The sequence below is a fragment of the Pseudomonas sp. LW8 genome (genome assembly GCF_041956865.1).
Taxonomy (GTDB): Bacteria; Pseudomonadota; Gammaproteobacteria; order Pseudomonadales; family Pseudomonadaceae; genus Aquipseudomonas; species Aquipseudomonas siliginis.
The window spans coordinates 1,495,802-1,509,923 of the sequence record NZ_CP168138.1; the positions used below are offsets into that span (position 1 = coordinate 1,495,802).

Here is a 14,122-nt window from a genome sequence, read left to right on the forward strand (position 1 = left end):
TCGACTGACACACCGCCTTCGCGAGCAGGCTCGCTCCCACAGAGGTTGAGTGAATCGGGTTATCCTGCACGCTCTGATTACGGACGCTTTTCCATGCTGGTGATTTCCAACAACGTGCATCTGCCGGATGCCGAGATCGAATTGACCGCCATCCGCGCGCAAGGCGCCGGTGGGCAGAATGTCAACAAGGTCTCCAGCGCCATGCACTTGCGCTTCGACATTCCCAACTCGTCTTTGCCGGAGTTCTACAAGGAACGCCTGCTGGCACTGCGTGACAGTCGTATCACCAGCGACGGCGTGCTGATCATCAAGGCGCAGCAATACCGAACCCAGGAAGCCAACCGCGCCGATGCGCTGGAGCGGCTGGTCGAGCTGATTCTCAGCGCCACCAAAGTGGAAAAGAAACGCCGCCCGACCAAGCCGACCCTCGGCTCGAAGAAGCGTCGGCTGGAGTCGAAAACCAAGCGCGGCAGTATCAAGGCCGGGCGCGGCAAAGTGGATTTTTAAGCCTCGCGGTATTTTGCCGTGTGCCTATACAGATAGACACTCAAGCCAAGTCCGCTCAACGCAGCGAAGGCTGCGAACAGGAAGATCGAAGCAAAACCGAATCCTGCTGCGATCGCCCCGGCCAGCGGCCCGGTGATCCCCAGCGACAAATCAATGAACAGTGAATAGGCACCGACCGCCGCGCCACGGCTCGAGGCCGGCACCAGATTCACCGCCTCCACGCCCAGCGCCGGGAACACCAGCGAGAAGCCGAAACCGCTCAGCGCCGCGCCCGCCAGTGCCCAATGCGCATCCGGCGCGATCCACAGCAACAACAAACCCAACGTTTCCACCGACAGGCAGGCAATCGCCACGCGGAATCCGCCGAGGCGGTTGATCAGGTTGCCGAACAGCAGCCGCGCGCCGATGAAGCTGGCGCCGAACAGGCTCAGGCACAGCACCGCGTTGTCCCAGTGCTGGGTCGCGTAGTACAGGGTGATGAAAGTGGCGATGGTGCCGAAGCCGATCGAGCCCAGCGCGAGCCCGCAGCCGTGGGGGAAGACTTTGCCCAGCACATGCATGAACGGCAGGCGTTCACCGGCGACGATCGGCGCAGCGGTCTTCGGCCATGCCAGCGCCAGACCGAGCAGGGCGAGGAGGATGATGCTCACGCCCATGCTCCACAGCCCCAATCTGCTTACCAGCCACACACCGAACGGCGCGCCGATCGCCAGGGCGCCGTAACTGGCGATGCCGTTCCAGGAAATCACTTTCGCCGTATTCGCCGCGCCGACCCGGCCGATGCCCCAGCCAATCGAACCGGAACCGACCAGGCTTTCCGCGCTGCCCAACACCAGACGGCCAATCAACAGACTGATCAGGCTCACCAGCGGCAGGTTCGGCGTCCACGCGGAAATCAGCATGAACACACCGCTCAAGCCGCAACCAGCGAGGCCAATCATCACTGCGCGTTTACTGCCCTGGTTGTCGATGATCTTGCCGGCATACGGGCGGCTGAGCAGGGTGGCAAGGTATTGCACGCTGATCACCAGCCCGGCGATCACGGCGCCGAAACCAAGGTCACTGTGGACATAGCCCGGCAACACGGCGAGCGGGATGCCGATGTTCAGGTAACCGATGAAGGTGAAAAGGACGATGGAGACTACTTGCAGCGTAACCGTCAGCGGACGCTGGGGCTCGGGTATAGACGACATGGGTAACGATCCACGGGAGCAGCAGATTAGATAGGCTGCTCATGATACCGGCGTGAACCGCTCAAGGGCGGGGAAAAGTAAAACTATTTGCCGGGTGGCGCTTTCAGGATTTCGCCGGGGCGACCAGTTGCGTGGTGACGAGGGCGGCGAGGGCGTTTTCTTCGCTGCCGAAACGTTCGAGCAGGGCAGCTTGTTTCTCGGGCGAGAGGCGATTCCAGATCTCGATCATTTTCTCGGTGGCGCCGATCAGCACGGCAGCTTGGCTTTCGGAGAATTCGTCGGTCATGGCGGGCTCGGGTTTCAGGCAGTGTGGAAAGCGCATGTTAGCGCTTTCCACACGGTCTGTACGGCGGGTCTTACTCTTCGCTGTCGGCTTTGCGGCTGTCAGCGGCTTCTTGCGGCTCGGGCTTTTCAGCACCGGCGTGTTGCGGGGTCGTCTGCTCAGGTACGTGCAGGCTTGGGAAGGGGAGATTGGGAATCTCGTGCATGGGTGCGCTCCTCGCTAAGTCTGTTGATAGATCAGGTGCTCCGCGCTTTACAAAGCCTGCGCAGGATACAGCAGGAAAAATGACAATCAGACTTTTAATTCAAATTAATGCGACAGATGGCCGCAGGGCGCGAGATCAACCGAAAACTAAATGTGGGAACGGGCCCTGTGGTGAGGGGATTTATCCCCGCTGGGCTGCGAAGCGGCCCCAGACCCTGCATACGCGGAATGTCTGACACTCCGCGAGCAACAGTGTACGACTGCTGCGCAGCCGGGCGGGGATAAATCCCCTCGCCACAAGGGCCCGCTCCGACCGGGTTGTGTACTGCAAAAACTATTTGCAGGCGTCAGCGATCGCGTCAGCGAGCATTGCGAGGCGGGTGGCGTCAATGCCGGCGACGTTCGCGCGGCCGGAGCTGACCATGTACACGCTGTGCCGCTCGCGCAGGGTTTTCACCTGTTCCGGCGACAGGCCGGTGTAGGAGAACATCCCGCGTTGCACCCCGATGTGTGCGAAACGCTCGCGCAAACCGTGGGGTTCCAGCGCTTCGACCAGACCGCTGCGCAGCTGGGCGATCCGCAGACGCATCGCTTCCACTTCATCGGCCCAGCGCGCTTTCAGCTCTGGATCGGCGAGGATGGTCGCGACTACCGCCGCGCCGTGATCCGGCGGCGTCGACCACAGGTTGCGGGCGATATTGGCCAGTTGGCTGCGGATGTCGATGAGCTTGTCGGCGCTGGTCGCGCAGACGATCAGCGTACCGGTACGGTCGCGATACAGGCCGAAGTTCTTCGAGCAGGAACTGGTGATCAGCAGCTCCGGCACTTGCGCCGCGAACAACCGGGTCGACCACGCGTCCTGCTCCAGGCCATCGCCAAAACCCTGATAAGCAAAGTCGATCAGCGGCAGCAGATCGCGGCTGCGCACCACTTCAAGCACGCGCTGCCAGTCGTCATGGCTCAGGTCGAAACCGGTCGGGTTGTGGCAGCACGCATGCAGCAGCACCACGTCGCCCTTCGGCACTTCCTTGAGCACGGCGAGCATCGCTTCGACGTCGAGGCGATTGTCACTGCCCACATAGGGGTAGTGGCTGACCTTGACCTTGGCGGCGGCGAAAATGGTTTCGTGAATCGGCCAGGTCGGGTTGCTCAACCACACGCCTTTGCCCGGCAGGCATTGCGCGATGAAGTCGGCAGCCAGACGCAGGGCGCCGGTGCCGCCCGGGGTCTGGGTGGCGCCGGCGCGTTGTTCGGTGATCAGTTGTGAGTCGGCACCGAGCACCAGCTCATTGATGACCTTGCCGAACAACGGGTTGCCGTGGCCACCAATGTAGGTTTTGGTGTCCTGGCTTTCGACCAGTCGCGCTTCGGCGATTTTCACCGCTTCGGGAATCGGCGTCAGGCCCTGGGCATCCTTGTAGACGCCAACGCCGAGGTCGAACTTGCGCGGATTGGCATCCTGCGCATAGGCCTCCATCAAACCGAGAATCGGGTCGCCGGGAACCCGGCCGATGGCGTCGAAGTGCATCACTTGCGTCCTTCTGCGGTCTTCGCTACTTCGTCAGTGCGCGCGGCCATGATGAAGTCGTTGCGGTGCAGGCCTTTGATCGAGTGGCTCCACCAGGTCACGGTGACTTTGCCCCACTCGGTCAGCAGGCCCGGGTGGTGACCTTCGGCCTCGGAGATCTCGCCGACGGCGTTGGTGAACGCCAGCGCGTGTTTGAAGTTCTTGAACAGGAAAACTTTCTCCAACTGCATGATGCCGTCGCGTACTTCGATGTTCCAGTCAGGGATCTGCTTGATCAGGATCGGCAGCTCTTCGTCGCTGACTTGTGGCGCATCGGCGCGGCAGGCTTCGCAGTGGGCTTGGTTCAAAGTCGACATGGTGTATTCCTGAAAACGAGTGTGTTTTTTATTAAAGCGCGTGTGCCGCCAATGCCGTCACGCTAAAGCAAAGTGGCGGCGACGGACAGACGCAATTGTCAGCAAAAGTCGCGGTTCAGGCGGCTTTGGGTTTCGGCGGAAATTTCGGCGCGTGCAAGCCCAGCTGCATGCCCTGACGGACCATGGCCATGATGTCTTCATGGGCCACATCGAACAGGCGCTTGAGATTGGGCAGGACGAAGTACAACGGTTGCAGAATGTCGATGCGATACGGCGTGCGCATGGCTTCCAGTGGATCGAAGAACTGATGCTCAGGCTCGTCCGACAGGCAGTAAACGGTTTCTTTCGGCGAGGACAGAATTCCGCCACCGTAGATGCGCTTGCCGTGCGGGGTGTCGACCAGGCCGAATTCGATGGTCATCCAGTACAACCGGGCCAGATACACGCGCTCTTCCTTGGTCGCCTGCAGGCCGAGCTTGCCGTAGGTGTGGGTGAATTCAGCGAAGTAGGGGTTGGTCAGTAGCGGGCAGTGGCCGAAGATCTCGTGAAAGATGTCGGGCTCTTGCAGATAGTCGAGTTCTTCGCGGGTACGTATGAAGGTGGCGACGGGGAATTGCTTGCTGGCAAGCAACTCGAAAAACGTCTGGAAGGGAATCAGCGCCGGCACCCGGGCAACCTGCCAGCCGGTGGTCTCGCCGAGGACTTTGTTGATCTCGGCCAGTTGCGGGATGCGGTCGTGGGGCAAACCGAGTTTTTCGATACCGTCCAGATATTCCTGGCACGCACGACCTTCAATCACCTTCAACTGGCGAGTGATCAGCGTGTTCCACACCGCATGTTCTTCGGCGGGGTAGTCGATAAAACCTTGCGCATCGGGCTCGCGAGCCACGTATTGCGTCTGCTTCATGCTGCTCTCCTGCTAGGAAATTCGTTTTTGTTATGTCCAGCGATGGCTAAAGGAATACCCGAGAGTGACAGGGCGTGCAGCATGTTGACCGGTGTGTGCGTAGGAAAATTCTGCGTATTTCGTAAAGTTATCGTTACGCTTTGTCGGGTAATGCGCATTTACGCTGATTGGCGGGTTTGAAAAGGGTCGGGGCTGTCACATAATCTTGACAACTATCTGCGTGCCTCGACAGAAACATCTGCCCCGGGCGCGCCACAGAACCCTGTGGGAGCGAGCCTGCTCGCGAAAGCGGTCTGTCTGACACATCGATACGGGATGTGCTGGCGCCTTCGCGAGCAGGCTCGCTCCCACAAGGACATGTGTTTACCTCTCAAACCTGTCGGGCCTTTTTCTATGCGCATCAAAGTCCACTGCCAGAACCGCATCGGCATCCTGCGCGACATTCTCAATCTGCTGGTGGCGTACGGGATCAACGTCGCTCGCGGCGAGGTGGGTGGTGAGCATGGCAATGCGATCTACCTGCACTGCCCGAACCTGATCAACATCCAGTTTCAGGCGTTGCGCCCCAAGTTCGAGGCAATCGGCGGGGTGTTCGGGGTCAAGCGCGTCGGGCTGATGCCCAGCGAGCGCCGGCACATGGAACTGAATGCGTTGCTCGGCGCGCTGGAGTTTCCGGTGCTGTCGATCGACATGGGCGGTTCGATCGTTGCGGCCAATCGCGCGGCGGCGCAGTTGCTCGGGGTGCGTGTCGATGAAGTGCCGGGGATTCCGCTGTCGCGCTACGCCGAGGATTTCGATTTGCCGGAATTGGTGCGCGCCAACAAATCGCGAATCAACGGCATGCGGGTCAAGGTCAAGGGCGACATCTTTCTCGCCGACATCGCGCCGCTGCAATCGGAACACGACGACAGCGAGGCCATGGCCGGCGCCGTGCTGACGCTGCACCGCGCCGATCGGGTCGGCGAGCGAATCTACAATGTGCGCAAGCAGGAACTGCGCGGGTTCGACAGCATCTTTCAAAGCTCGAAAGTCATGGCCGCTGTGGTCCGCGAAGCGCGGCGCATGGCGCCGCTGGATGCGCCGCTATTAATAGAAGGCGAAACCGGCACTGGCAAGGAATTGCTGGCGCGCGCCTGCCACCTCGCCAGCCCGCGCGGACAGTCACCGTTGATGGCGCTCAACTGCGCCGGACTGCCGGAGTCGATGGCCGAGACCGAGTTGTTCGGCTACGGCCCCGGCGCCTTCGAAGGTGCGCGGGCCGAAGGCAAGCTTGGCCTGCTCGAATTGACCGCTGGCGGCACGCTGTTTCTCGATGGCGTCGGCGAGATGAGTCCGCGTTTGCAGGTCAAATTGCTGCGCTTTCTTCAGGACGGTTGCTTCCGTCGCGTCGGCAGTGATGAAGAGGTGTATCTGGACGTGCGGGTGATCTGCGCGACGCAGGTGGACTTGTCCGAATTGTGCGCGCGCGGTGAGTTTCGTCAGGATCTCTATCACCGCTTGAACGTGCTGTCGCTGCACATCCCGCCGCTGCGCGAGTGCCTCGACGGTCTGACGCCGCTGGTTGAACACTTTCTCGACCAGGCCAGTCGGCAGATCGGTTGTCCGCTGCCGAAACTGGCCCCGGCGGCAATGGATCGCCTCAGCCATTACCACTGGCCGGGCAATGTGCGGCAACTGGAGAACGTACTGTTCCAGGCGGTTTCCCTGTGCGACGGCGGCACGGTCAAGGCCGAACATATTCGCCTGCCGGATTATGGCGTGCGTCAGCCGCTTGGCGATTTTTCCCTCGACGGAAGTCTGGACGAGATCGTCGGGCGCTTCGAGAAAGCGGTGCTGGAACGGCTGTATTCCGAGCATCCAAGCAGTCGGCAGTTGGGCAAGCGACTCGGTGTTTCGCACACCACCATTGCCAACAAGCTGCGTGAGTATGAGGTTGGCAAAACCTCCGAAAGCTAAATAGAGCCTTTGTGGCGAGGGGATTTATCCCCGATGGGCGGCGAAGCCGCCCCGCTTTTTCTTCCCGGCGACCTCATTTGCAGGCTTGGCGACTGCTGCGCAGCCGAACGGGGATAAATCCCCTCGCCACAGGATCTCCATCCCCCGCCGAACTCAGGATTGCCACTAACCGGCATGACACCGCCGGTTTTTCGTCTTCGACCCATTTCAGATTCCCCCTCCGATCCCCCCAAGTCCCCTGTTTACCGGGCCTTCGCCCGCCAATAAAAAGTTGGTCTGCAAATTGCTTATGGCTGAGCAGTACAGCGGTGGGCGGCAAACGTCCGGCATGCAGAGGAAACACTGTGGACAAGTACCTTTATGTGGCAATGACCGGCGCCAGCCAGAACGCACTGGCGCAGCGGGCGCATGCCAACAACCTGGCGAACATTTCCACCAACGGCTTTCAGCGCGACCTCGAGCAGGCGCGTTCGATGCCGGTATTCGGCGACAGCTTTCCGGCGCGCGCGTTTGCCATGAGCGAACGTCCCGCCACCGACTTCACGCCGGGCTCACTGGTGCAGACCGGACGTGAACTCGACGTCGCGGTATCCGGCAACGGTTTCATCGCCGTGCAAAACCCCAGCGGCGGCGAAAGCTACGTGCGTACCGGCAGCCTCAACATCGACGCCCTCGGCGTACTGCGCGCCGGCAACGGCATGCCGGTGATCGGTAACGGCGGCCCGATCGCCGTGCCGCCCGAGCAGCAGGTGGAAGTCGGCGAAGACGGCACCATCAGCATTCGCGCAATGGGCGAAGGCCCCCGCGTCATGGCCGAAGTCGACCGGATCAAGCTGGTCAACCCGGACATCAAGAACATGAACAAAGGTCTCGACGGTTCGATTTACACCAAGGACGGCCAGCCGGCGCAAGCCGACGCCAACGTCAAACTGGTCTCGGGTTTCCTTGAGTCGAGCAACGTCAATGCCGTGGAAGAAATGACTTCGGTGCTGGCCCTGGCCAAGCAGTTCGAGTTGCACGTCAAGATGATGAACACCGCCAAAGACGACGACCAGGCCATGGCTCGGGTCTTGCAGATCAGCTAATTATCAGAACGTCGCGCCGTAAAACAGGCGCACGAGGAGAATCGAATGCTTCCGGCTCTATGGGTTGCCAAAACCGGTCTGTCCGCCCAGGACACCAACCTGACCACCATTTCCAACAACCTGGCGAACGTTTCGACCACGGGTTTCAAGCGTGACCGTGCCGAGTTCCAGGACTTGCTCTATCAGATCAAGCGTCAGCCAGGCGCCCAGTCGACCCAGGACAGCGAACTGCCGTCGGGTCTGCAAGTGGGTACCGGTGTGCGCATTGTCGGCACCCAGAAAAACTTCACCGCCGGCAGCCTGCAAACCACCGAGCAGCCGCTGGACATGGCCATCGACGGTCGCGGTTTCTTCCAGATCCTGCAGCCGGACGGCACCACGTCCTACACCCGTGACGGTACTTTCCACCTCGACTCCAATGGCCAGATCGTCAACGCCAGCGGTTTCGCGCTGGAACCGGCGATCATCATCCCGAACGATGCGCAGACCTTCACTGTTGGCCGTGACGGCACCGTGTCGATCACCATCGCCGGCAACCCGGCCTCGCAAGTGATCGGCAACCTGCAGACCGCCGACTTCATCAACCCGGCCGGTCTGCAAGCAGTGGGCAACAACCTGTTCCTGGAAACCGCTGCTTCCGGCGCGCCGCAGATCGGCACCCCGGGCCTGAACGGTTTCGGTACCACGCTGCAGAACACCCTGGAAACCTCGAACGTCAGCACCGTTGAAGAGATGGTCAACATGATCACCACTCAACGCGCCTACGAGATGAACTCCAAGGTGATCTCCACCGCCGACCAGATGCTCTCGTTCGTAACGCAGAATCTGTAATCCAGTCTTTGGGGCGGCCTGAGGTCGCCAGCAACACCGTGAGGTAGGGTCATGAAGCGCTTTGTATCTGTTCTGGCATTGAGTGGGGTCGTCTCGCTCGCGGGCTGCGTCGCCCCGACGCCCAAGCCCAATGACCCTTACTACGCCCCGGTGTTGCCGCGCACACCGTTGCCGGCGGCTGCCAATAACGGCTCGATCTATCAGGCCGGCTTCGAGCAGAACCTGTACAGCGACCGCAAGGCGTTCCGGGTCGGTGACATCATCACCATCACCCTGAACGAGCGCACCCAGGCGAGCAAGAACGCCAACTCGCAGATGGACAAGAACAGCGATAACTCGATTGGTCTGACCTCGTTGTTCGGCTCCAGCCTGACCACCAACAACCCGATCGGTGGTGGCGACCTGAGCCTCAACGCCGGCTACAGCGCCGACCGTTCGACCAAGGGTGATGCCAAGTCCGGGCAGAGCAACAGCCTGACCGGCTCCATCACCGTGACCGTGGCCGACGTGCTGCCCAACGGCATCATCGCCGTGCGTGGCGAGAAGTGGCTGACGCTCAATACCGGTGATGAACTGGTGCGCATCGCCGGCATGGTCCGCGCCGATGACATCGCGACCGACAACACCGTGTCGTCGACCCGTGTCGCCGATGCACGCATCACCTACTCGGGTACCGGCGCGTTTGCCGATACGAGTCAGCCAGGCTGGTTCGACCGTTTCTTCCTCAGCCCGCTGTTCCCTTTCTAGGTGGCTACGTTGAATCTGAAAAGTCTTATGGTGGCCGCGTTGTTGATGTCTGCGGCGTTCACCGCACACGCCGAGCGGCTGAAAGACATCGCCAGCATTTCCGGCGTGCGCTCCAACCAGTTGATCGGTTACGGCCTGGTGGTCGGGCTTAACGGCACCGGTGACCAGACGACGCAGACCCCGTTCACCCTGCAGACCTTCAACAACATGCTCTCGCAGTTCGGCATCAAGGTGCCGCCGGGATCGGGCAACGTGCAGTTGAAGAACGTCGCGGCGGTGTCGGTGAGTGCCGATCTGCCAGCGTTTGCCAAGCCAGGTCAGCAGGTCGACATCACCGTGTCTTCGATCGGTAACTCCAAGAGCCTGCGTGGCGGCACCTTGCTGCTGACGCCGCTCAAGGGTATCGACGGCAACGTCTATGCGATCGCTCAGGGCAACCTCGTGGTTGGCGGTTTCGACGCTGAAGGCCGCGATGGTTCGAAGATCACCGTCAACGTTCCGTCGGCCGGTCGCATCCCTGGCGGTGCGTCGGTGGAACGTGCGGTGCCGAGCGGTTTCAACCAGGGCAACAGCCTGACGCTGAACCTCAACCGCTCCGACTTCACCACCGCCAAGCGCATCGTCGACAAGGTCAACGACATGCTCGGCCCTGGCGTCGCCCAAGCCATCGACGGCGGTTCGGTGCGGGTCACTGCGCCACTGGATCCGAGCCAGCGCGTCGACTACCTGTCGATCCTGGAGAACCTCGAAATCGATCCGGGGCAAGCGGTGGCAAAAGTCATCATCAACTCGCGTACCGGCACCATCGTCATCGGCCAGAACGTGAAAGTGTCGCCAGCCGCCGTGACCCACGGCAGCCTGACCGTGACCATCACCGAAGACCCGATCGTCAGCCAGCCTGGCCCGCTGTCCAACGGCCAGACTGCCGTGGTGCCGCGCTCGCGGGTGAATGCCGAACAGGAAGCCAAACCGATGTTCAAGTTCGGCCCGGGCACCACCCTCGACGAGATCGTCCGTGCGGTGAACCAGGTCGGCGCAGCACCGGGTGACCTGATGGCGATTCTCGAAGCTCTGAAGCAGGCCGGCGCATTGCAAGCCGACCTGATCGTGATCTGAGGCCGGCCACCATGGATATGCGCAAAAGCGGTCTGGTCAGCAGCAGCGATTCGGGTTCCTACTCCGACCTCAATCGTCTGAACCAGCTCAAGGTCGGCGACAAGAACAGCGACGAAAACATGCGCAAGGTTGCGCAGGAATTCGAGTCGCTGTTCCTCGGCGAAATGCTCAAGTCGATGCGCTCGGCCACCGAAGCGCTTGGTCAGGACAACCCGCTGAACACGCCGGCGGCCAAGCAGTATCAGGAAATGTACGACCAGCAACTGGCGGTTTCCATGTCCCGCGAGGGCGGTGGTATCGGTCTGGCCGATGTGCTGATCCGGCAGATGTCGAAGAACAAACCGATGGCGCCGGGCGAGGCTGCAGCCGCGTCCGCCGCCAAGCAGCAGGAAGCGCTGGCCAAGGCCGCCGCCGTACCGACGCCGATTGCCGCTGGCACCGTCGCCACCGGTCCGCTGTCCCGCGTCAACGGCGAGCGTCCGTTGTGGGCATCGCGCTCGGTGCATGCGCCGAACAACACCGATATTTCCCATCGCAACGACATGGCGCTGATCAACCAGCGGCGTCTGGCGCTGCCGCCGAAACTGGCCGACCGGTTGCTCGCCGGTCTGGTGCCGTCGGCGCCGAGCGCGGCCACTGCCAGCACTGCGGCGGCAGCGACCAACGCCTTGCCGCAACGGGCTGCGACTACCGCCGTCACAGGCTCCGGCGCGTTGTACAACGGTGACTGGCTGGCCCGTGCCGAAGAGCAGAAAGCTGCCGGCGGGCAGATGCAGGTTTACGGCCGCGCCATGGCGCAGATTCCGCTGGCACCGGCGAAGAAGGCCTTCAGTTCCGCCGACGAATTCGTCAACACCATGCTGCCGATGGCCAAGGAAGCCGCTGACCGCATCGGCGTCGATCCGCGTTATCTGGTGGCGCAAGCGGCACTGGAAACCGGCTGGGGCAAATCGGTCATGCGCGCTCAGGATGGCAGCAGCAGCCACAACCTGTTCGGCATCAAGGCGAGCAGCAACTGGAAGGGCGATTCGGCCCGCGCGATCACCAGCGAGTTCCGCAATGGCGCGATGGTCAAGGAGACGGCCGAGTTCCGTTCCTATGCCTCGTACAAGGACAGCTTCCACGATCTGGTGACGTTGCTGCAGAGCAACAATCGCTATCAAGAAGTGCTGAAGTCGGCCGATAACCCAGAACAGTTTGTACGCGAGTTGCAGAAGGCCGGTTACGCCACCGACCCGAACTACGCGACGAAGATTTCGCAAATTGCCAAGCAGATGAACAGTTTTGAAAACTACGCTGCGGCGGGTGTCTCCACCACGCCTTTATAAGGCACCAGGTAATAAGGTCTGAACCATGAGTTTGCTCAATATCGGGATGTCGGGACTGTCGGCCAGCCAGTCCTCTCTGGCTACGACAGGCAACAACATTGCCAACGTCGACACCGCCGGTTATTCACGTCAGCAAACCGTGCAGGGCACCAAGTCCTCGCAGCAGTACGGCAGCGTTTTCATCGGCACGGGCACGACCCTGGCCGACGTGCGCCGGGTGTACAACTCGTATCTGGAATCGCAGCTGCACACCGCGACGTCGCTGGACAGCGAATCGGCTGCCTTCCTCAAGCAGGCGACGCCGCTGGACGCGATGCTGTCGGACACCAACACTGGCCTGACCGGTGTACTGCAGAAATTCTTCACCTCGATGCAGGGCGTATCGACGTCGGCCACCGATGACACTTCGCGTCAGTCGGTGCTGACCGGTGCACAGGCGCTGACCAGCCGTTTCAATACCCTGGCCAAGCAGCTCAACGATCAGAACACCACGATCAACGGCAGCCTCGGCGACATGACTGCCCAGGTGAACAAGCTCGCCACGGCGATCGCCAATCTCAATCAGAAGATCGGCGAAATCTCCACCAGCGGCGGGGCGCCGAACGACCTGCTCGACAGCCGTAACGAAGCCGTGCGTCAGCTCTCCGAGCTGACCGGTGCGCAAGTCGTCGAGCGCGGCACCAGCTTCGACATTTATGTCGGCAGCGGCCAGCCGCTGGTCATCGGCAACACCACCAACAGCCTGAGCATGGTCGCGAGCAAGACCGACCCTTCGCGCATGTCGATCCAGATGGATCGCGGTTCGAGCACCATCGACATCACTTCGGTGATCAGCGGCGGCGAAATCGGCGGTCTGCTGACCTATCGCAAGGAAGTCCTCGACCCATCGCTCAACGAGCTCGGTCGCGTGGCCCTGGTGATTGCCGATCAGATCAACAGCCAGCAAGCCCAGGGCATCGACAAGAACGGTGACTTCGGTGCGGCGATTTTCAACAACATCAACAGTGCCGCCCTGATCAGTCAGCGCAGCATTGCGAAGGATGGCAACAGCGCCGGTTCGGGCAACCTCGATGTGACCATCAAGGACACCGGCAAGCTGACCACCAGCGATTATCAGGTGACCTTCACCAGCGCTACCGATTACACCGTCAAACGTTCCGACGGCACCGATCTGGGCGCATTCAGCACAACGACCAATCCGCCGCCAGTGATCGACGGTTTCACCCTGGCCTTGAATGGCGGCGCGCTGAGCGCGGGTGACTCGTTCAAAATCACGCCGACCCGCAACGCGGCGGCGAGCATTCAGACCGTGCTCAGTGATCCGAAGAAAATCGCTGCGGCAGGTCCGCTGACCGGCGTCGCCAGCGCCAACGGTCTGGGCACGTACACCCAGCCGACGCTCAGCAATAAGATCGACATCTACAACCCGACCGCCCAGGCTGACATGCAGGCGGCGCTGAAGAATTCGACACCGGTCAAACTGGTGTTCGGCGCAGCCAGCGGTGGCAGCCAGTCGTACAACCTGGTCGACGCCAAGGGCGCGACCATCGGCACCGGCACCATCGTGCCTGGCCAGTCGAACACGCTGAATTTGAAAGTCGGCATCGTCGATGCCAGCGGCAACCCGGTGATGGACACTACCGTCACGCCGAACGTGCAGAAGACCTTCACCGTGCAGACCACCGTGGGCGGCACGCCGAAAACCGGCGAGACCTTCACCATGAACCTGACCGGTGCGGCGTCTTCGGACAACCGCAACGCCCAGGCACTGGTCGCGTTGCAAACCAAACAGACCGTGGACACCGGTTCGGCGAGCAAGGGCATCAGCCTGACCGACGCCTACAACACCCTGGTGACCAACGTCGGTACCAAGACCGCCCAAGGCAAGTCCGACAGCGCCGCGACCACGGCGATTCTGGAGAACGCCAAGGGTGCCCGCGATTCGCTTTCCGGGGTCAACCTGGACGAAGAAACCGGCAACCTGGTCAAGTACCAGCAGTACTACACAGCGTCTTCGCAGATCATCAAAGCTGCGCAGGAAACTTTCGCCACGCTGATCAACAGCCTTTAAGGAGTCGTAA

The 14,122-nt window shown here is 61.3% G+C and carries 14 protein-coding genes; 8 read left to right on the top strand and 6 right to left on the bottom strand.

The genetic code is table 11. The features are described 5' to 3' along the window. Positions 1–93: 93 nt before the first annotated feature. On the top strand, positions 94–507 hold the full coding sequence (gene arfB / locus AB9L16_RS06765) for an alternative ribosome rescue aminoacyl-tRNA hydrolase ArfB (RefSeq protein WP_016771119.1): 414 nt from the start codon (positions 94–96) through the stop codon (positions 505–507). Here arfB and AB9L16_RS06770 read toward each other — a convergent pair. The 6 genes from AB9L16_RS06770 to phhA all read right to left on the bottom strand — a co-directional run bounded on the left by AB9L16_RS06770 (position 504) and on the right by phhA (position 4,978). Next, positions 504–1,691, bottom strand: a complete 1,188-nt coding sequence (locus tag AB9L16_RS06770; RefSeq protein WP_375123757.1) for an MFS transporter — start codon at positions 1,689–1,691, stop codon at positions 504–506. The genes arfB and AB9L16_RS06770 overlap by 4 nt on opposite strands. A gap of 112 nt (positions 1,692–1,803) precedes the next feature. Further along, positions 1,804–1,986: a hypothetical protein gene (locus AB9L16_RS06775; RefSeq protein WP_039761215.1), complete on the bottom strand. Its 183-nt coding sequence runs from the start codon at positions 1,984–1,986 to the stop codon at positions 1,804–1,806. Between the two features lie 70 nt (positions 1,987–2,056). After that, positions 2,057–2,188: a hypothetical protein gene (locus AB9L16_RS06780; protein ID WP_016771117.1), complete on the bottom strand. Its 132-nt coding sequence runs from the start codon at positions 2,186–2,188 to the stop codon at positions 2,057–2,059. Positions 2,189–2,521: 333 nt separating this feature from the next. Next, positions 2,522–3,715 (bottom strand): amino acid aminotransferase, encoded by a 1,194-nt coding sequence (locus tag AB9L16_RS06785; protein WP_375123272.1) that lies wholly within the window; start codon positions 3,713–3,715, stop codon positions 2,522–2,524. Then, the gene (locus AB9L16_RS06790; protein WP_016771115.1) at positions 3,715–4,071 is read right to left on the bottom strand and encodes a 4a-hydroxytetrahydrobiopterin dehydratase; all 357 of its coding nucleotides are present in this window, start codon (positions 4,069–4,071) and stop codon (positions 3,715–3,717) included. The genes AB9L16_RS06785 and AB9L16_RS06790 overlap by 1 nt, the downstream gene beginning before the upstream one ends. Before the next feature lie 115 nt (positions 4,072–4,186). Further along, positions 4,187–4,978, bottom strand: a complete 792-nt coding sequence (gene phhA, locus AB9L16_RS06795; RefSeq protein WP_130926714.1) for a phenylalanine 4-monooxygenase — start codon at positions 4,976–4,978, stop codon at positions 4,187–4,189. Positions 4,979–5,371: 393 nt separating this feature from the next. Between phhA and AB9L16_RS06800 the strand changes: the two genes are divergently transcribed. The 7 genes from AB9L16_RS06800 to flgK all read left to right on the top strand — a co-directional run bounded on the left by AB9L16_RS06800 (position 5,372) and on the right by flgK (position 14,112). Further along, positions 5,372–6,934 (top strand): sigma-54-dependent phenylalanine hydroxylase transcriptional regulator PhhR, encoded by a 1,563-nt coding sequence (locus tag AB9L16_RS06800; RefSeq protein ID WP_016771113.1) that lies wholly within the window; start codon positions 5,372–5,374, stop codon positions 6,932–6,934. Positions 6,935–7,278: 344 nt separating this feature from the next. Continuing rightward, positions 7,279–8,019, top strand: a complete 741-nt coding sequence (locus tag AB9L16_RS06805) for a flagellar basal body rod protein FlgF (protein WP_016771112.1) — start codon at positions 7,279–7,281, stop codon at positions 8,017–8,019. 45 nt (positions 8,020–8,064) lie between these two features. Beyond that, positions 8,065–8,850 (top strand): flagellar basal-body rod protein FlgG, encoded by a 786-nt coding sequence (flgG, locus tag AB9L16_RS06810; protein ID WP_016771111.1) that lies wholly within the window; start codon positions 8,065–8,067, stop codon positions 8,848–8,850. Positions 8,851–8,901: 51 nt separating this feature from the next. Next, positions 8,902–9,597, top strand: a complete 696-nt coding sequence (flgH, locus tag AB9L16_RS06815; RefSeq protein ID WP_016771110.1) for a flagellar basal body L-ring protein FlgH — start codon at positions 8,902–8,904, stop codon at positions 9,595–9,597. Between the two features lie 27 nt (positions 9,598–9,624). After that, positions 9,625–10,713: a flagellar basal body P-ring protein FlgI gene (locus tag AB9L16_RS06820; protein WP_024012083.1), complete on the top strand. Its 1,089-nt coding sequence runs from the start codon at positions 9,625–9,627 to the stop codon at positions 10,711–10,713. A gap of 11 nt (positions 10,714–10,724) precedes the next feature. Next, positions 10,725–12,041 carry a flagellar assembly peptidoglycan hydrolase FlgJ gene (gene flgJ, locus AB9L16_RS06825; RefSeq protein WP_056783752.1) on the top strand — a complete coding sequence of 439 codons (1,317 nt, stop codon included), beginning with the start codon at positions 10,725–10,727 and terminating at the stop codon, positions 12,039–12,041. A gap of 25 nt (positions 12,042–12,066) precedes the next feature. Next, complete coding sequence (gene flgK / locus AB9L16_RS06830) at positions 12,067–14,112, top strand: flagellar hook-associated protein FlgK (RefSeq protein WP_041478993.1); 2,046 nt, start codon at positions 12,067–12,069, stop codon at positions 14,110–14,112. Positions 14,113–14,122: the final 10 nt, after the last annotated feature.